The organism is Proteus sp. STS61-E (assembly GCF_040932335.1).
Taxonomy (GTDB): domain Bacteria; phylum Pseudomonadota; class Gammaproteobacteria; order Enterobacterales; family Enterobacteriaceae; genus Proteus; species Proteus mirabilis_B.
Genome location: NZ_JBFQGE010000007.1, coordinates 52242 through 69976, shown reverse-complemented (window position 1 = coordinate 69976; position 17735 = coordinate 52242). Strand labels below are relative to the sequence as shown.

Here is a 17735-nt window from a genome sequence, read left to right as displayed (position 1 = left end):
GTTTTTTTATTGCTCTCTAGCCCAAAGGACAGCGCCCCAGAGCCCGGCATCATGATGATAGTGAGCCGATAATATCGGCACTTGTAATGCAACTGGTTGCTTTATCTGGGCAGCTTGAACGAGTTCGATATATCCCTTTGCCAACCCAACGCTTCCACCAAGAACGACACAATCAGCATCCGTTGTGGCTTTAATATCGGTCACCAAATTTGCAATAGTGTTTGCTGAACGTTCAATAATTGATTTTGCTTGTGAATTTCCCTGGTGAAAGGCAGCAAAAATCGCTTTTGCATCTTTTCCAGCAAGCTCCTGTGTCGCTTGCGACGCAATTGCACGACCAGAAGCGATGGCTTCAACACAACCATAGCGACCACAACCACAAAGTGGGCCATGAGGATCGGCAAGCGTGTGACCTAAATGACCTGCAATACCTCGTTTTCCTGTAAAGAGTTGTCCTTGTTGAATAACGCCACCACCAACACCTGTCGATACAGTAATAAATGCCATATCAGAAATCGTTTCACGACGATGATCATATTCAGCCCATGTAGCTGCTTGAGCATCATTGAGTAGCCAACAAGGCAATCCTGTAAGTGCGATGAGTGTTTCTTTTAAAGGAAAATCTTTTAGTCCACCTAAATTATCCGGATTCAATGCGGTCAAAATGCCATTACAAATAATCCCTGTTGATGCGACAGCAACACTATCTGCATAGCTTTTTAGTGGTGTAGTAATATCAACTAAAGCTTTATAAAGTTGCGTTGGTGATGCACTTGCTGGTGTGGCTATCTGAGTATGTTGTGTCAATTGGTTATCTCGACTAATTAGTGCCGCCGAAATTTTTGTTCCTCCAATATCAATTGCTAATGTATTCATTTATCTAACTCCTGCTGCCACTTTAATGCCTGAGTAAACCAATCACAGACATGCTCAAGGCGCGTTAATGCAGAGCCTACCGTGACAGCCCAAGCACCAGCTTGCATTCCTCTTGCGGCAATCATTGGTGTGTTATAACGCCCTTCAGCAATCACTCGGCACCCTCTTTCAGCCAATGCGGTGACAAGTTGTAAATCAGGTAGCTTTGGTATCTCACCACCGGTATAGCCCGACATCGTTGAACCAATAAATTCAGTGCCTAACTCTTGGCAATACATACCTTCGTCAAAGGTGGCACAATCTGCCATCGCCAATCTTCCTAAACGATGAATATGTTCTAATAGTGTTTTCACTGGTACAGGACGCACACGATCAGTACCATCAAAAGCAATAATATCGGCACCCGCTTTAGCCAAGTCATCAACATCACTAAGCCACGGAGTGATCCTTACAGGGCTATCAGGTAAATCACGCTTCACAATGCCAATAATCGGCACATCAATAAGAGGACGAGTTGCTCTTAAATTATCAATTCCCTCAATACGCACTGCGATTGCTCCTGCATTTACTGCGGCTTGAGCCATTGCAGCAACAATCTCTGGCTTATCCATTGGGCTATTATCAACAGGCTGGCAAGACACAATCAGTCCACCTTTTTGTTGAATATCTTTAGTCATCTTTTCAATTAGCGCCATTTTGAACTCACTGTTCTCTTCTTTTGAAATGTAACTCCAAATTATAGTATTTTACGGAGTTTAATTTCTCAACCAGAGAAACAGTAATTTGTGAAGAAGATCAAACAATAATCAATGACTCACAACTTACTGATAAATAAATAAAATAAAAGTAGAGTGATGTTTCCACCACTCTTCTTCTTTTTTATTCCGCATTACTTAACTTAAATTAGAAATGAAACTGCAACCCAACTCGATAACGTGTCTGGCGAGCATCACTAAGAGGGCTTACAGCCATATTGCCAACTTCAATATAAGGTGTGAAAGTACTGTTGATTTGATAAGAGAAAGCGACGTTATGCTCATAATTGCGTTTTTTATTATCATATTTTATGGCGTCGCTATACATTTGAGTATAATCATATTCCACTTTAAATTTGTTATATTTATAACCTATAAAACCATCAAGACGATTTGTTTTTTCATCATCAACACCTTGTTTTGTTTTACGGGCATAATCAAAACGATAACGTCCTGCAATATATAACCCATTATCAAAGTTATATTGTGCTTTTAAATAGGGTTTATATATAGAAGTATCTGTTACAGTTTCAAAAATAAGACCAGGCTGTAATGTAATATGATTATTTAGTTTATAGTTATAACTTAATCCCATTTCAATAGCATTATTAACAACATCACTAAACAGTTTATCTTTCTCACCATCTACACCCCCCGATTTAACGCTAGCATCAATATAGAAACCAACACCATTTGAAAAAGAGTGAATAAATGCAACTCTATCTTTATTAATTCGAGTAGAGTCTGCATATTCATGACGAAAGTCTAATGTAGTCGCATATAATTGAGATGACATTAATAAAGTACAGCATGACAATAAAAGTTTCTTCTTTTTATTTAGCATAATATTTTTCCAAAAAGGTGAGATCCCCTGAATTAGCAAAGGAGATCTTTATGAATTATTTTAATTTATATTTAGGAAGAGATTATTCAATAATTAATTGTTTATCTTTCATCGTTAAAGTAATAACTGAATTAACAGCTTCACCCTTATTTGTTTCGCCTCCAATTAAATAAAGTGAATTATCATGTGAAACAGTAATGCCATAACCAAGAGGAAGAGGCAATTCACCAATGATTTTCCATTGATTATTAATAAAGCCATAAATTTCTTTATGCCATGTCTTTTCTAATCCTTGATGTGCAAAGTAATGTTGCTGTGAATAGTTTGCCTGAGCTCCCGGAAAATTCGCCCCGCCAGCAACAAGTAAAGTGTGCATACTGTAACCGGCAAACGCACCAGCTAAACCGTCTTGCGGCTGATTAGACATAGGATCGGGTAATTTCTGAGCAACAGAATTCCATTGTAATTGATTGTTTTTTAATGTGGCGGTTTGCACTTCACTGGTGCGTAACCCTGGCTTTATTTCACCATTGATTAAAGTGATTTTATTGCCATCATAAGCTAATGCAGAGCCTGCTGTTCCATTAAATGGCGTAGTACCTAATAATCGCCATTGATTATTTTCAGCATTATATTCCATTATATTTCGATTGAAAAAATAACCTTCAGCTGGCTTATTAAAATAATCACTAATGATTTTTTTACTTTCAGATTCATTCAATTTAGTACGATTTAAATCAACGAAATAACCGTCAAAGATTTGTTGATTAACTCCACCAAGAATAATAGCTTGATCATTATTAATATTAACTCCCGTATGCCCTACTAATCCATAAGGTGCTCGAGTGTTGACCTTTTCCCATTTATTTTCTTTTGGTGAATAGCGATAAACATCTGTAAGCGCACTAATTGTTTCGCTATTTTCATTTTCTTTTCCTGCTCCACCAAAAATATAAATATCATTATTTAATTCTAGAGCAATAGATTGATCTCTTGGTGTTCCAGGAAAGTCTGCTATTCTTTCCCATTGTTTTGTCGAACGATTGAGATCAAGCTTATACCATGATTTTCCCGCTGTACCTAAACCAACATAAATAACATTTTCGCTGATTGTTCCAGCACCACTTTTAAATGTTACAGGTAAATTAGGCAGTTTTTCTGCAAAACTAGTAGACGTGAATATTGCCGACACTAGCATTACAGAAAGACAGGAGTAAGATATTTTCTTTATTCTGTTCATACTTATTAGCTCTTATTATTGTCATCAAGTAGGGGTTTTTCTTGTATCTTAAATATCACTCCAATATATAATTATTTTCGGAGTTAAACTTCAAATCGATCTTTTCTGAATTGTGAAGGCGATCAAAATGTCTATTTTTTAATCTTATATTTTTACAACTTTCTTTAAATCAAATTTAGGAATAAAAATCTGACAATAGAATAGAAAACAGTCTCAATAAATTATTATTGAGATTTTATGCAGAATATAATGTTAATTCTTTTACAGTAAAAAAATTTCATGACACAGGTAAAAATGGAGTTTTATTTCAAGAGCCTTTTTAATCGGTTAAATGCTCATTTTTATCTTGTGTGTTAATTGAAAAATTGGTTATTTAACATGATGGAAATCAAACTAAATTGTTATTTTTTAATATATTTTGTATCCGCATTGTTAGTATGGATTTATTTTTTTTCCTCGTTATAATCACCAGCGTCATTTTAAGTAGTAGTTCATCACATTGAGTTCACAAAACGATACTCAGGTCTGTCTTGAATGATTGAAAAATGAAATCGTATCTTTACTGGACGTTTTTTAAACGCCCGGGACGGATGTTATTTATCAATTTATCAAGGAGACACTGATGCAAATCAGTCGTAGGTCTTTCTTTAAGATCTGTGCTGGCGGTATGGCAGGCACATCTGCTGCATTACTCGGCTTGGCACCTGAAGTATCTATTGCGAATGCTCGCCAATATAAATTATTACGTTCAGTCGAGACTCGTAATAACTGCACTTATTGCTCTGTGGGTTGCGGTATTTTGATGTATAGCCTTGGGGATGGTGCAAAGAATGTCGATAAAAGTATTTATCACATTGAAGGCGATCCTGATCACCCTGTTAGCCGTGGCTCTTTATGTCCGAAAGGTGCTGGGCTTGTCGATTATATCCACAGTGAAAATCGCCTGAAATATCCTGAATACCGTAGACCTAGCTCTGATAAGTGGGAGCGCATTTCATGGAATGAAGCGATTGATAAAATCGCCCGTCTGATGAAAAAAGACCGTGATGAAAACTTTGTTACCCATAATGAAAAAGGGCAAGAAGTTAACCGCTGGCTTACCACTGGAATGCTTTGTTCTTCTGCTGCTAGTAATGAAACTGGGATTTTAGATAATAAATTTTCTCGTTCATTAGGCATGATTGCTATCGATTGTCAGGCAAGACTTTGCCATGCGCCAACCGTTGCAGCATTAGCGCCAACCTTTGGTCGTGGTGCAATGACCAATAACTGGGTTGATATTAAAAACGCTAACGTTGTGCTGATCATGGGCGGTAACCCTGCTGAAGCACACCCTGTCGGTTTTAAATGGGTTATCGAAGCTAAAATTAAGAACAATGCGAAGGTTATCGTTGTCGATCCCCGTTTTAACCGTAGTGCTGCCGTTGCCGACCTTTACTCTCCTATTCGTGCCGGCTCTGATACTGCATTCTTATTAGGTGTTATTCATTACCTTATTGAACACAATAAAATTCAGCACGAATATGTGAAAGCCTATACCAATGCTTCTTTAATTGTGCGTAAAGATTTTAGCTTTGATGAAGGCCTGTTCAGTGGGTTTGATAAAGAAAATCAAAGCTATGATAAAACCTCATGGCACTATGAACTTGATGAGAATGGTTTGGCATTAAGAGATAACTCACTGCAACATCCTCGTTGTGTGTGGAATCTTTTAAAACAGCACGTTTCACGTTATACCCCTGAAATTGTTACTACACTTTGTGGTACACCTTTAGAAGATTTCACCTATATCTGTGAAGCTCTTGCTTCCACCAGTGTAAAAGACAGAACCTCAACTATTTTGTATGCCCTCGGTTGGACACACCATACTGGCGGTGCTCAAACTATCCGTGCAGCAGGTATGATCCAGCTATTATTAGGTAACGTGGGTATGCCGGGTGGCGGTGTGAATGCATTACGTGGGCACTCTAATATCCAAGGCTATAGCGATTTGGGTTTATTATCATTAAACCTACCGGGCTATATGCCCCTGCCTAATGAAAAACAGACATCGTTAGAGACTTATTTATCTCAAGTTACACCAAAAACCGTAGTTGCAGACCAAGTTAACTACTGGAAAAGAACCCCTGATTTCTTTATTAGCTTACTAAAAAGCTTCTGGGGTGAGCACGCAACGGCACAAAACGAATGGGGTTATCACTGGTTACCAAAATGGGATAAAAGCTACGACATCATGGCGCAAACCCAATTGATGATCGATGGAAAAATGAATGGTTATATCGTTCAAGGTTTTAACCCATTAGCCGCTTTTGCCGATAAAAATAAATGTAGCGCCGCATTAGCCAAGCTGAAATATATGGTTGTCATTGATCCACTCGTGACTGAATCTTCTAATTTTTGGCAAAACCACGGCGAGATGAATGAAGTCTCACCAAAAGATATTCAAACTGAAATCTTCCGTTTACCTTCATCATGTTTTGCTGAAGAAAATGGCTCGATTGCAAACTCAGGTCGCTGGCTACAATGGCACTGGGCGGGCGCGAAACCACCAGCACAAGCATGGCACGATGGTAAAATTTTAGGGCATTTATTGATGCGTCTACGCGAGCTTTATCGTGAAGAAGGCGGTGTTTGCCCTGAGCCTATCATGAATCTTTCTTGGAACTACGTTGACCCTTACGATCCGCAACCCGAAGAAGTGGCGAAAGAAGCGAATGGTCAAGCCATGCAAGATATCTTTGATGAAACAGGCAAATTGTTGTTTAAAAAAGGACAACAACTTGATGGTTTCCATCAACTGAAATCAGATGGCTCAACGGCAAGTTTCTGTTGGGTTTATTCCGGTTGTTGGACTGAAAAAGGCAACCAAATGGCGAACCGCGATAACGCCGATCCTTCAGGGCTAGGTTGTACACCGGGTTGGGCTTTTGCGTGGCCGCAAAACCGTCGTGTGTTATATAACCGCGCATCTGTTGATCCACAAGGTCAACCTTGGGATGCAAAACGTCAGCTTATCAAATGGAATGGTAATCAATGGATTGGCCCTGATGTACCAGATTATAGTAATGCCGCGCCTAATAGTGGTGTAGGTCCCTTTATTATGCAACCAGAGGGTATGGGACGCTTATTTGCTGTTGATAAAATGGCTGATGGTCCATTCCCTGAATTCTATGAACCGTTTGAATCGCCAACAGAAGATAATATTCTGCACCCGAAAGTCTCTCGTAACCCTGTTGCACGTTTATACAGCTACGATGCTGAACATTTAGGTAAAGCAGATGAATTCCCTTATGTGGCAACAACCTACTCAATTACTGAATTGTTCCGTCACTGGACAAAACACTCATTAATTAATGCCATTGCACAACCCGATCAATTTATTGAGATTGGTGAGCAACTTGCTTCACGTAAAGGCATTGTTCAAGGTGATGAAGTTAAAGTCAGCGCTAAACGTGGCTATATCAAAGCCAAAGCCGTGGTGACTAAGCGAATTAGACCTCTAACGATAAATGGCAAAGTTGTTGATACTATCGGTATTCCTTGTCACTGGGGCTTTGAGGGAGCAACACGTAAAGGTTTCCTTGCCAATACATTAACGCCATCTGTGGGTGATGCAAACTCATTCACACCTGAATATAAGGCGTTTTTAGTCAATATCGAAAAGGCATAAGGGGAAACTAATGTCATTGCAATCTCAAGATATTATTCGTCGTTCTGCTACCAATTCTCTCACGCCAGCACCACAGGTACGTGACTTTAAAGAAGAAGTAGCAAAGCTTATCGATGTGACGACCTGCATTGGCTGTAAAGCCTGTCAGGTTGCCTGTTCAGAATGGAACGATATTCGTGACAAAGTCGGTCTTAACGTCGGTGTTTATGATAACCCGATGGATTTAACCGCTAAATCGTGGACCGTGATGCGATTTTCTGAAGTTGAAGAAAACGGCAAGTTAGAGTGGCTAATTCGTAAAGATGGCTGTATGCACTGCGCTGATCCGGGCTGCTTAAAAGCGTGTCCCGCAGAAGGTGCCATTGTTCAGTATGCTAACGGTATTGTTGATTTTCAATCAGAGCATTGTATTGGTTGTGGTTATTGTATTGCAGGCTGCCCTTTTGATGTTCCTCGTATTAATGAAGAAGATAACCGTGCTTACAAATGCACACTGTGTGTTGATCGTGTTGAAGTCGGTCAAGAGCCAGCTTGCGTAAAAACCTGTCCAACAGGGGCAATTCATTTTGGCTCTAAAGAAGCGATGACTCACCTTGCAAACGAGCGTGTTGCAGAACTCAATACCCGAGGCTATGACAAAGCAGGTTTATACGATCCTCAAGGGGTTGGCGGAACTCACGTTATGTATGTACTTCATCATGCAGATAGACCTAATTTATATCATGGCTTACCAGAAAACCCAGAAATTAGCTCAACAGTTAAATTCTGGAAAGGTATTTGGAAACCATTAGCGGCAGTTGGTTTTGCAGCCACCTTTGCAGGTGCAATATTCCATTACTTAGGTATTGGCCCTAACCACGCCACAGAAGAAGATGAAGAAGAGGCACAAAAAGAGATGGAAGCATCACAAAATTCAGTGAATAAAGAGGAGCAGAAATAATGAAGAAGAAAAGCGATAAAATCCTTCGTCATACTGCCTCAGAGCGTATTAATCACTGGGTTGTGGCGATTTTCTTTATCTTTACTACCTTTAGCGGATTGGGTTTTTTCTTTCCATCTCTAAACTGGTTTATGAATATTTTAGGCACACCTCAACTTTCGCGCTTACTACATCCATTCACGGGTGTTGCGATGGTGTTCTTCTTTATCTTTATGTTTTTTAGATACTTAAAACATAACTTTGTTGATAAAGACGACTTAGTGTGGGCAAAAAATATCCATAAAGTGCTACAAAACGAAGAAGCCGGCGATATCGGGCATTATAACTTGGGTCAAAAAGGAATTTATTGGACGCTAAGTATCAGCCTTATCGTGCTTACCATTAGCGGTATCATGATTTGGCGTCCTTATTTCGCGGACTATTTCTCTATCCCTGTTATTCGCATTGCCTTACTGGCTCACTCATTGTCAGCTATTTTGCTTATCATAACGGTGTTTGTTCATGCTTATGCCGCGTTCTGGGTAAAAGGTTCGATTCGTAGCATGATTGAAGGTTGGGTAACTCGAGGTTGGGCGAAAAAACATCACCCGCGTTGGTATCGTGAGATTTTAGAAGAAGAGAAAAAAGAAGCAGAAAGCAAAGTAAATCAAAAATAATACACTGCTTTTACTTCTATAAAGTAGATGTGAGAAAAAATGGAGGCTTAATTGCCTCCATTTCTATTTTAAATCAACGCTTAACTTAATGTGCCGCTGTTTTTGCTTGCTCCACTAAATTAATTAAGCGGCTTCTCATTGTATGATAGTGTTGAGAAACTTGGCTTTCTGCCCATTTTTGATCGGCAATTTTTATCACTTTAGCTGCACAATATTTAGTTTCAGGTGTTTTAGAGACAGGATCAAGATTATCTTGAGTCAGCTCATTACATGCCCCAATCCACCATTGATAAGTCATATAAATCGCTTGTTTATTGATTGTCTCATTTACATTGCAACGAGACATCACCTTACCTCGACGTGATTCAACCCAGACAATTTCTTGATCACGAATACCCGCTTCTTTAGCAATCTCTGGGTGGACTTGAACATAACCCGGTTCATCCGCAAGTGATGCCAAGGCTTTACAGTTACCCGTCATAGAGCGACAAGAATAATGCCCCACTTCACGCACTGTAGATAAGATCATTGGATAATCGGCATCTGGTAATTCAGCAGGTGCTCGCCAAGGTGTCGCGAATAACTGGCCTTTACCAGATGGTGTGGTGAATTGGTTACCTGAATATAAATAAGGTGTCCCTTTATCTTCAATATCAGTACAAGGCCATTGAATATGCGCTAAACCCGCCAATTTTTCATAAGTGACGCCAAAGAAGAGTGGGCATAATGCTCGGACTTCATTCCAGATCTCTTCATTATTTTCATAAGACATCGGGTAGCCCATTTCAGTGGCGAGTAAACTAATGATTTCCCAGTCACGTTTTACATTGCCACGTGCTTCAATGGCCTTTTCAAAACGTTGGAAACCTCTATCTGCACAGGTAAAAATACCTGCATGTTCACCCCAACTGGTTGACGGTAAAATCACGTCGGCTTGCTCTGCGGTTTTTGTCATAAAGATGTCTTGAACTACGACAAAATCGAGGGCTTCAAAGCCTTTTCTTACTAAGCCTAAATCGGCTTCTGTTTGAAGAGGATCTTCACCCATGATGTAGTAAGCTTTCACTTTACCTTCAATCGCTAAATGAGGTACTTCAGTAATACGATATCCCACTTCAGGATCAAGTTGTTCAACAGGAATATTCCAAGCCTTAGCGAATTTCTGACGCGTATTTTCATCAGTGACATATTGATATCCTGGGAACATGTTAGGTAAAACACCCATGTCACAAGCACCTTGAACATTATTTTGTCCACGAACTGGTGCGACGCCAACATGCGATTTACCTAAATTACCCGTTAATAGCGCAAGACCAGACAACCCTTTGACGACATCAACTGCTTGACCAAATTGCGTTACTCCCATGCCCCACATAATAGTTGCTGTTTTAGCTCCTGCATAAGTGCGCATTGCTTTACGGATTTCAATGGCTGGGATACCGACAATATCTTGTACTGCTTCAGGGCTATAATCTGCGAGTTGTTTTTTATATTCTTCGAAACCTTCGGTATAGCGGCTGACATAATCTTTATCATAAAGATCTTCATCAATTAGCGTATACGCAAATGCATTGACTAACGCCATATTTGTCCCATTTTTTAATGGTAAATATTGATTAGCAATTTTGGCTGTTTCGATTTTACGAGGATCGCAAACGATAATTTTTGCACCTTTTTGTTTCGCTTTTACAACCCGACGCGCCACAATAGGGTGAGAATCAGCACAGTTATAACCAAAGACTAATAAACAGTCTGAATCTTCAATATCAGCAATAGAGTTACTCATGGCACCATTGCCTAATGTCTCTTGTAAACCTGCAACAGAAGGTCCATGACAAACACGTGCACAGCAATCGACATTATTATTACCCAATACTGCACGAACAAACTTTTGCATCACAAAATTGGTTTCATTCCCTGTACCTCGAGAAGATCCTGTACACATGATGGATTTCGCACCGTATTTTTCTTTTATTTCCAGTAATTTTTTTGCCGTATATTGAATCGCTTCATTCCAACTCACAATTTCAAAATCAGCCCCTTTTTGTCGGCGGATCATGGGTTCATGTATTCTGGCTGTCAGAAGTTTATTGTCATTAAGAAAATCCCAACCATAGAGCCCTTTTAAGCAAAGTTCTCCTTGATTGGTGACACCATTGGCACCTTCAGCTTTGATTATGCGACCATTTTCGACACAGAGATTGATTTTGCAGCCAGCGCCACAGTAAGGACAGACGGAGTTGATTTTGTTCATTTGATATCCTTTCCCCTAACTAGGGAGTAAAAGAGTCATAAAGAACGTTCAACTAAGCAGGAATTATGCCAATTAATTTTCAATTTATAATCAATGAGATACAAAAACAAAATAATATTTGATAATCGTTTCGTCATTTTTGTCGGTGCTCACTTTGCACAAATAGGGCTAATTTATTACGGAATTAAGCAATTAGCATCAGCGAAACATTTAGAAATAAAAATTAATACTGAATTCTAATAAAATTTATTTCTTTAGTTTGAATTTATGATATAAATAATAAATACGCATTTTGAAAAACAATATTTCATATTGCATTGCGATTATATCCATTTCAATAAAGAGCAAAAAGATGAATATGAACACCAACAACCGACTCTTAGGCCTAAACCTACTACTCCTTCGTTAGGTGGCCGAGCACGTTCATTTTTTTGCAAAAGCCACCAGTAAGGTGGCTTTTTGTTGTGCCCCTACTGGTGGAACTGTTTTTTAGGGGAGTTTCTATGATGTTTAGTTTCACCATTAGGATGATGAGTTACAACGCCTTACCAATAAGCCACTGCATGGCAATAGCCTCTATCACTCATTCGATAACACAGGGGGCAAAATGAGCCAACAATGGACATCACGAGTCGGTCATATCTTAGCAGCCGCTGGCTCTGCAATCGGCATTGGCGCAATTTGGAAGTTTTCTTATGTCGCAGCCAATAATGGCGGTGGCGCATTTTTAATTGTCTTCTTGTTATTTAGTTTTGTTATCGGGCTTGCGGTATTACTGGCTGAGAATATTTTAGGCAGTAGCACACATGCTGAAGCCGTTAACGCATTTAAAAGAATGATGGGACGCAATTGGGTCATCATTGGCGTTATTGGTGTATTCAGCTCTTGGTGTATTTATAGCTTCTATAGTGTTGTCGGTGGTTGGACAATTGGCTATACCGTTATGGCAGCAACAGGGCAGTTGAATATTACCGATAGCGCTGAATTAACCGGTATTTTTACCCGCTTTATTAGTGATCCTTTATGGCCTATTTTGGCTCACCTTGCCTTTGCTGGATTAACCTGTTTCGTGGTTTTAGCAGGTGTACAACGTGGATTAGAAAAAGCCGTTAAAATCATGATGCCGATGTTATTTATCATCATGATTTTATTGATTATTGTTGGCATCAGCTTACCCGGTTCTTCTGAAGGTTTAAAATTATTTTTATACCCTGATTTTAGTAAGTTAACCCCACAAGGCGTATTAGATGCGTTAGGATTAGCCTTCTTCTCACTGTCTATCGGTTTAGGTATTCATATCACTTACAGTGCTTATTTAGCGGACAACAAAGGTATCGCTAACTCCAGTATGTGGGTGGTTATCTTATCTTGTATGGTGTGTGTGCTTGCCGGATTAATGATTTTCCCTGCATTATCTGCCGCAGGCTTAGAGCCAAATGCAGGTCCCGGTTTAACCTTTATGACGATGCCAGTTTACTTTGCCAACTTACCCGGCGGTAATATTTTAGCAGTGACTTTCTTTGTCTTGTTATTAATGGCGGCGTTAACCTCTGCAATTTCATTACTCGAGCATATCGTGGCTTATGTGCAGATGCGTTTTCAGTGGACTCGTCGTCGTGCTGGATTAGTCGTTACCGCCTCAATTATGCTGATGGGTATTCCAGTTTCATTATCTTTCGGTCCGATGAGTGATGTGACATTAGGGGGTAAAACAGTCTTTGATTTGTTGGATTACCTGACTTCCAATATTTTGATGCCACTGTTTGGTATTGCAATGTGTTTGATCTTTGGTTGGTCACGTAGAGCGAATGCATTTATTCCTGAAAATATCACTGGATTAAAACGTCAAAGCTTATTACTGGTGTGGCGTTATATTGGTCCAATTTGTATCGGTATTATTTTAATTCATGGATTGATTGGCTAAACAGATCCCCGATAAAAACAGCTTATTAAACATAAAGAGAGGGTCAAATGACCCTCTCTTTTTTCTTGTTTTATAACAGCTTTTTATTATCGGCTTATTTTATTTTGGATACTTTATATTACTTTTTTCCCCTAGCAGTTTTATCAATATTACCCAACCAATCCCATTGCTTGAGGTAAGAACATAGAAATTGCAGGAATATATGTCACTAATAACAACACAAGAATAATTACGGCAAAGAAAGGCAATAGCGGTCTAATTACACCTTCAATCTTAATTTCACCTATCTTACAACCGGTAAATAAAATAGGACCTACTGGCGGTGTTATCGTACCTAATGAAAGGTTAAACACCATCATGATACCGAATTGAACAGGGTCCATACCAAATTGAGCACAAATCGGTAGGAAGATTGGGGTAAAGATTAACACTGCGGGTGTTGGGTCCATAAAGGTACCAACCAACAGTAAAACTAAGTTCATAATCAGTAAAATAACTAAGAAACTATCGGTAAAAGAGAGTAAGCCTGATGCGATAATGGCAGGTATTTTAGTAAATGCCATTACCCAAGACATAATGGATGATGTTGCAAGCATCAAAATAACAATTGCCGTCATTTTTGCGGTGGCTAAGAAAATAGCAGGCAAATGGTTTATTTTGATATTTTTATAACACATACCTAAGATTAAAGAGTACACAACTGCAATGGCTGAAGCTTCTGTTGCAGTAAAAATACCACCTAAGATCCCACCGATAACAACCACAATCATCATTAAGCTAGGAACAGCATCAAGCACGAGCTTAAACGCTTGTCCTTTCATGGTATTTTTTTCAGCAACATAGCCGCGACGTTTAGCAATAAAACCTGCCACTAACATCACACCCAGTCCCCATAAAATGCCGGGAATATAGCCACCCATAAACAGAGCTGTAATCGAAACACTTCCTGCAACAGTGGCATAAACAATCAGTGTGTTACTTGGTGGAATTAACATACCCGTTGGTGCTGATGCAATATTAACCGCAGCACTAAAAGCGGGATCGTAATTTTCTTTCTTTTGGATTGGGGACATAATGCCGCCAATCGCAGCCGCAGAAGCAACACCAGAGCCACTGATTGAGCCAAATAGCATATTGGCAACAACGTTAGTTTGCGCTAAAGGTCCCGGTAAAAAGTTACTGACTAACTTAGCGCAGTTAATTAAGCGAATAGCGATACCGCCGTTATTCATTAAGTTACCCGCCAGAATAAAGAACGGAATGGCTAACAGAGCGAAAGAGTCTAGCCCCACAAACACGCGTTGAGCTGATGTTAAAATAGCGCCATCAAAAGGCAATATCATTGCCATAGCGAAGAAAGAAGAGAGTCCAATACTGACGCTGATTGGTGTACCAATAAATAAGAGAAGGAATGCACCAATAAACATGACTAGGGCAACAACAATTGCAATATCCATGGTTACACCTTTTGCTTTGAAGAAAGTTGTCTAACCAATCCATATTGGTTATATAAGCAATAGAAAACAGAGAGAACACCGCTTATAGGTATAGCTGCATAGATAACCCCGATAGGGATTTGCAGTGCCGAATCAAGTTGTCCCATTTGGCGGCTCATACCGATGTAACCACCAATAGTGAGTACCAATAACACAAAAGCAGTTGTGGCAAACTCACCTAAAATTTCAAGGCAAATACGAACTTTATAGGGCATTCGATCACGCATAAACGTAATCGCGATATGTTCACGTAATCCAAATACATAAGCACTACCAATCAAAATTAACCAGATAAATAGGTAGCGAGAAAGCACTTCGCTGACTGCACTAGGATCGTTAAATAGGTAACGAGTCACCACTTGGTAAGTCACCAATATCGTCATTAAACCCACAAGAAAAATACAAAAATAAGCGACGATGGTATCTATTTTTAGCTTAATGCTTGTTAAAAAAGTATAAAAATCCTTTTTTGCAACAGGCGTATTAGAGTCGTTTGAAGAGGGTAATTTCTCTGAAGGTTCCATGGTTGATCCTTATAATAGGGGCTAAAAACTTAGCCCCTTGCAACAAACGGCATTAGTTGGCTAATGCGCGGATCTTATTGTAGATATCTTTCTGTTCTGGTGTGGTCAGCATCGATTCTTGCAGCGGTTTACAACGCTCTTGGAATGGCTTGATATCAACCTCAGTAAATGTTGCACCTTGGCTAATAGCAGATTGTCGAGCAGTGTCTAACGCTTGGTTAAATAAATTAAACTCAGTAACCGTACTTTCTTTCGCTAACTTACGGAAAGTTGCCTGATCTTCAGGGCTCATCTTATTTAAGAATGCTTCATTCGCGATAAGTAAGTCGGCAACCATGACGTGACGGGTATAAGAGAAATTCGGTGCAACTTCATACTGTTTTAAGTCAGCATAAGTGATTTCATTATTCTCAGCACCATCAAGAACACCTTGTTGGATAGCGGAATAAACTTCACCCTGTCCCATAGGAACACCTGTTCCACCCATGCAAGACAACATTTTCACCATAGTGTCAGATTGCATGACTCGGATCTTTCTTCCTTTCATATCTTCAGGTGTTTTAACCGGTGTTCCTTTCACATACATACTACGAGCACCTGCGGTATAGGCAGTAAGTACCTCGAAACCATTTCCTTTGGTTGAGCTAAATAGGCCATCTAACATATCACCTGTAAAAACTTTTCTTTGGTGTTCTGAGTCGTTATAGATATAAGGCATCGCCAGAACAGAGAAGTTTTTGTTGTAGTTTTCAACAAGGGGATTGGCAACCACGGCCAATTGAATGGCACCTGATTGAACTAATTCAAGAGCAGCACGTTGGTCACCCAATAATTCATTAGGATGAATTTCGAGTTTATATTTACCCCCCGTAGCAGCTTCTAATTTTTGACTAAAATCTTCCAATGCTTTGTATTGAGGATTTTTTTCAGATTGGTTAAAAGCCGTTTTCAAAATAACAGGACTATCTGTTTTGTCATCTTCACCACATCCCGCTAAAAAAAGACTAGCGACTACAACGGTGCTGATAAGAGATAACTTAGGCAAAACATTCATTGTATGCATGTGAACCCCTTATGGGTTTGCGTATTTTGATAGTGTTAATCCTACTTGAATTTGACGATATTTCAGTGATCGAATTCAAGAAAATGAAATGGCGTTCCTATTTTTTGAAAATAGATTACCACTTTTATATTTTTAATTTTATAAATACAATAACCTATTGATAAAATAGTATTAAATTATCTAAAAAAGGTAATTTAATGGTAAAAAAATAGAAAATATATATTCTGGAATAAACTACAAACTCGCTTGAAATCTGAATTATCGGCTACTTATTAAGCAGGAAAGTAGCCGATAATCATATTTAGAATGGGGAATAATAGGATGAAGATCCTAGTTATTATTACTGGGTTGCCAGCCATGTTTTGCTGATTTTAAAAACCGCTTTTTTAATTTTTTGCGAAGCATGTACCTGACAAGTAGGTCGATGAACTTCTCCGGGATAAAAAATCGCAAAATCGCCGGTATCGAGCAATAAACGTGTCGTAATAGGTGGATTATCTAAGAAAATCAGATCTGGTTTTGTCTCTTGATATTGATGAGGATAAGTAATCGTTGTGCTAGTAGAGATCATCTCTTGCCCCTTAAGCACAACTTGAATATCAAGATAATGATCATGAAACTCACTTTTTAAGTTTTCTTCACGATCAGTAGTCGGTGTGGAAATAATATAAAAAACATCATTATTAATAATGTTATATGTCCCTTCACTCTTCTCTTGCAAAGCGTTTAACGATAACTCTTTTTGAGTAAGTAATTTTAACAGTGCAGGCGGCAGCATTGTTGCATCGAGTTGCTTTAAATTTCCAGTGATCATCAGGTTACCCTCTTAAATCCGTGTTTAAATTTAATTACAAAGCTGCCATTGCTTCTTTAGCAAGAGCGCCTATTTCTTCCCATTTTTGATTATCAACGAGATCTGAAGGCACCATCCATGTACCACCGCAAGCAACAACTCGAGGTAATGCGAGGTAATCTTTCACATTGTTGGCATTAACTCCGCCTGTCGGCATAAAAGAAACAGGATAAACAGCACTCAACGCTTTGAGCATGCCAATACCGCCTGAAAGTTCTGCCGGGAAAAACTTCAATAGCTTGATGCCTAATTCCATTGCCTCTTCAACTAAACTTGGTGTGTTAATACCCGGAATAATAGGAATGCCTCTTTGCTGGCAATATTGCACAATGCGAGGGTTAAATCCTGGACTCACAATAAAATCCGCACCGGCTTCGATTGCCTGATCAACCTGTGCTTTCGTTAATACTGTACCTGCACAAATGATCATTTTCGGAAATTCATTTCTTAACTGTCGAATAGCTTCTGCAGCCGCAGGAGTACGAAAAGTTATTTCAGCACTCGGCATACCGTTTTCAACTAATGCTTTACCTAATGCGACAACATCATCTGCATTTTTAATTGCAATAACAGGAATAATTTTTAGTGCCGAAAGTTGTTCAAGTAATGTTGACATAGTGTGTCTCGTTGAATGAATAAG

Annotated in this window: 14 protein-coding genes; 4 read left to right on the top strand and 10 right to left on the bottom strand. The window is 39.2% G+C overall.

What is annotated here, in order from left to right; genetic code table 11:
* Positions 1-6: 6 nt before the first annotated feature.
* From AB4J89_RS15425 to AB4J89_RS15410, 4 genes are all read right to left on the bottom strand, one after another.
* Entirely contained in the window at positions 7-876 is an 870-nt protein-coding gene (locus AB4J89_RS15425; protein WP_311755534.1) for an N-acetylmannosamine kinase, read from the bottom strand.
* The gene (locus AB4J89_RS15420; RefSeq protein ID WP_368469832.1) at positions 873-1571 is read right to left on the bottom strand and encodes an N-acetylmannosamine-6-phosphate 2-epimerase; all 699 of its coding nucleotides are present in this window, start codon (positions 1569-1571) and stop codon (positions 873-875) included. Before AB4J89_RS15420 ends, AB4J89_RS15425 begins: the two co-directional genes overlap by 4 nt.
* 208 nt (positions 1572-1779) lie before the next feature.
* On the bottom strand, positions 1780-2475 hold the full coding sequence (locus AB4J89_RS15415; protein ID WP_088494242.1) for an oligogalacturonate-specific porin KdgM family protein: 696 nt from the start codon (positions 2473-2475) through the stop codon (positions 1780-1782).
* An 82-nt stretch (positions 2476-2557) separates the two neighbouring features.
* Positions 2558-3715: an N-acetylneuraminate epimerase gene (locus tag AB4J89_RS15410; RefSeq protein ID WP_368469830.1), complete on the bottom strand. Its 1158-nt coding sequence runs from the start codon at positions 3713-3715 to the stop codon at positions 2558-2560.
* Positions 3716-4337: 622 nt separating this feature from the next.
* Between AB4J89_RS15410 and fdnG the strand changes: the two genes are divergently transcribed.
* From fdnG to fdoI, 3 genes are read left to right on the top strand one after another with little or no spacing between them, the layout of a single operon-like run.
* A complete protein-coding gene (gene fdnG / locus AB4J89_RS15405) occupies positions 4338-7385 on the top strand; it encodes a formate dehydrogenase-N subunit alpha (protein WP_368469828.1) in 3048 nt (1015 codons plus the stop codon).
* A gap of 10 nt (positions 7386-7395) precedes the next feature.
* The gene (gene fdxH / locus AB4J89_RS15400; protein WP_368469826.1) at positions 7396-8325 is read left to right on the top strand and encodes a formate dehydrogenase subunit beta; all 930 of its coding nucleotides are present in this window, start codon (positions 7396-7398) and stop codon (positions 8323-8325) included.
* Entirely contained in the window at positions 8322-8981 is a 660-nt protein-coding gene (gene fdoI, locus AB4J89_RS15395; protein ID WP_088494239.1) for a formate dehydrogenase cytochrome b556 subunit, read from the top strand. Before fdxH ends, fdoI begins: the two co-directional genes overlap by 4 nt.
* Positions 8982-9066: 85 nt before the next feature.
* Here the strand turns inward: fdoI and fdhF are convergent, their stop codons facing one another.
* Positions 9067-11235, bottom strand: a complete 2169-nt coding sequence (gene fdhF / locus AB4J89_RS15390; protein WP_368469824.1) for a formate dehydrogenase subunit alpha — start codon at positions 11233-11235, stop codon at positions 9067-9069.
* 607 nt (positions 11236-11842) lie between these two features.
* Between fdhF and AB4J89_RS15385 the strand changes: the two genes are divergently transcribed.
* The gene (locus tag AB4J89_RS15385) at positions 11843-13159 is read left to right on the top strand and encodes a sodium-dependent transporter (RefSeq protein ID WP_088494237.1); all 1317 of its coding nucleotides are present in this window, start codon (positions 11843-11845) and stop codon (positions 13157-13159) included.
* A gap of 149 nt (positions 13160-13308) precedes the next feature.
* On the opposite strand, the gene AB4J89_RS15380 is transcribed toward AB4J89_RS15385, so the two are convergent.
* From AB4J89_RS15380 to AB4J89_RS15360, 5 genes are all read right to left on the bottom strand, one after another.
* On the bottom strand, positions 13309-14616 hold the full coding sequence (locus tag AB4J89_RS15380; RefSeq protein ID WP_088494236.1) for a TRAP transporter large permease: 1308 nt from the start codon (positions 14614-14616) through the stop codon (positions 13309-13311).
* A gap of 2 nt (positions 14617-14618) precedes the next feature.
* A complete protein-coding gene (locus AB4J89_RS15375) occupies positions 14619-15179 on the bottom strand; it encodes a TRAP transporter small permease (RefSeq protein ID WP_194951469.1) in 561 nt (186 codons plus the stop codon).
* Positions 15180-15231: 52 nt separating this feature from the next.
* Positions 15232-16242: a TRAP transporter substrate-binding protein gene (locus tag AB4J89_RS15370; protein ID WP_088494234.1), complete on the bottom strand. Its 1011-nt coding sequence runs from the start codon at positions 16240-16242 to the stop codon at positions 15232-15234.
* Positions 16243-16582: 340 nt separating this feature from the next.
* Complete coding sequence (locus AB4J89_RS15365) at positions 16583-17056, bottom strand: YhcH/YjgK/YiaL family protein (protein WP_368469821.1); 474 nt, start codon at positions 17054-17056, stop codon at positions 16583-16585.
* A 34-nt stretch (positions 17057-17090) separates the two neighbouring features.
* Positions 17091-17711 carry a bifunctional 4-hydroxy-2-oxoglutarate aldolase/2-dehydro-3-deoxy-phosphogluconate aldolase gene (locus AB4J89_RS15360; RefSeq protein WP_166540488.1) on the bottom strand — a complete coding sequence of 207 codons (621 nt, stop codon included), beginning with the start codon at positions 17709-17711 and terminating at the stop codon, positions 17091-17093.
* Between the last annotated feature and the right edge of the window lie 24 nt (positions 17712-17735).

What these genes read in the sequence shown, in the direction of transcription:
- AB4J89_RS15375 (WP_194951469.1), bottom strand. Translation starts at nt 15,179, where the DNA reads ATGGAACCTTCAGAGAAATTACCCTCTTCAAACGACTCTAATACGCCT.
- AB4J89_RS15385 (WP_088494237.1), top strand. Translation starts at nt 11,843, where the DNA reads ATGAGCCAACAATGGACATCACGAGTCGGTCATATCTTAGCAGCCGCT.
- AB4J89_RS15410 (WP_368469830.1), bottom strand. Translation starts at nt 3,715, where the DNA reads ATGAACAGAATAAAGAAAATATCTTACTCCTGTCTTTCTGTAATGCTA.
- AB4J89_RS15425 (WP_311755534.1), bottom strand. Translation starts at nt 876, where the DNA reads ATGAATACATTAGCAATTGATATTGGAGGAACAAAAATTTCGGCGGCA.
- fdhF (WP_368469824.1), bottom strand. Translation starts at nt 11,235, where the DNA reads ATGAACAAAATCAACTCCGTCTGTCCTTACTGTGGCGCTGGCTGCAAA.
- fdxH (WP_368469826.1), top strand. Translation starts at nt 7,396, where the DNA reads ATGTCATTGCAATCTCAAGATATTATTCGTCGTTCTGCTACCAATTCT.
- fdnG (WP_368469828.1), top strand. Translation starts at nt 4,338, where the DNA reads ATGCAAATCAGTCGTAGGTCTTTCTTTAAGATCTGTGCTGGCGGTATG.
- AB4J89_RS15380 (WP_088494236.1), bottom strand. Translation starts at nt 14,616, where the DNA reads ATGGATATTGCAATTGTTGTTGCCCTAGTCATGTTTATTGGTGCATTC.
- AB4J89_RS15360 (WP_166540488.1), bottom strand. Translation starts at nt 17,711, where the DNA reads ATGTCAACATTACTTGAACAACTTTCGGCACTAAAAATTATTCCTGTT.
- AB4J89_RS15415 (WP_088494242.1), bottom strand. Translation starts at nt 2,475, where the DNA reads ATGCTAAATAAAAAGAAGAAACTTTTATTGTCATGCTGTACTTTATTA.
- AB4J89_RS15365 (WP_368469821.1), bottom strand. Translation starts at nt 17,056, where the DNA reads ATGATCACTGGAAATTTAAAGCAACTCGATGCAACAATGCTGCCGCCT.
- AB4J89_RS15420 (WP_368469832.1), bottom strand. Translation starts at nt 1,571, where the DNA reads ATGGCGCTAATTGAAAAGATGACTAAAGATATTCAACAAAAAGGTGGA.
- AB4J89_RS15370 (WP_088494234.1), bottom strand. Translation starts at nt 16,242, where the DNA reads ATGCATACAATGAATGTTTTGCCTAAGTTATCTCTTATCAGCACCGTT.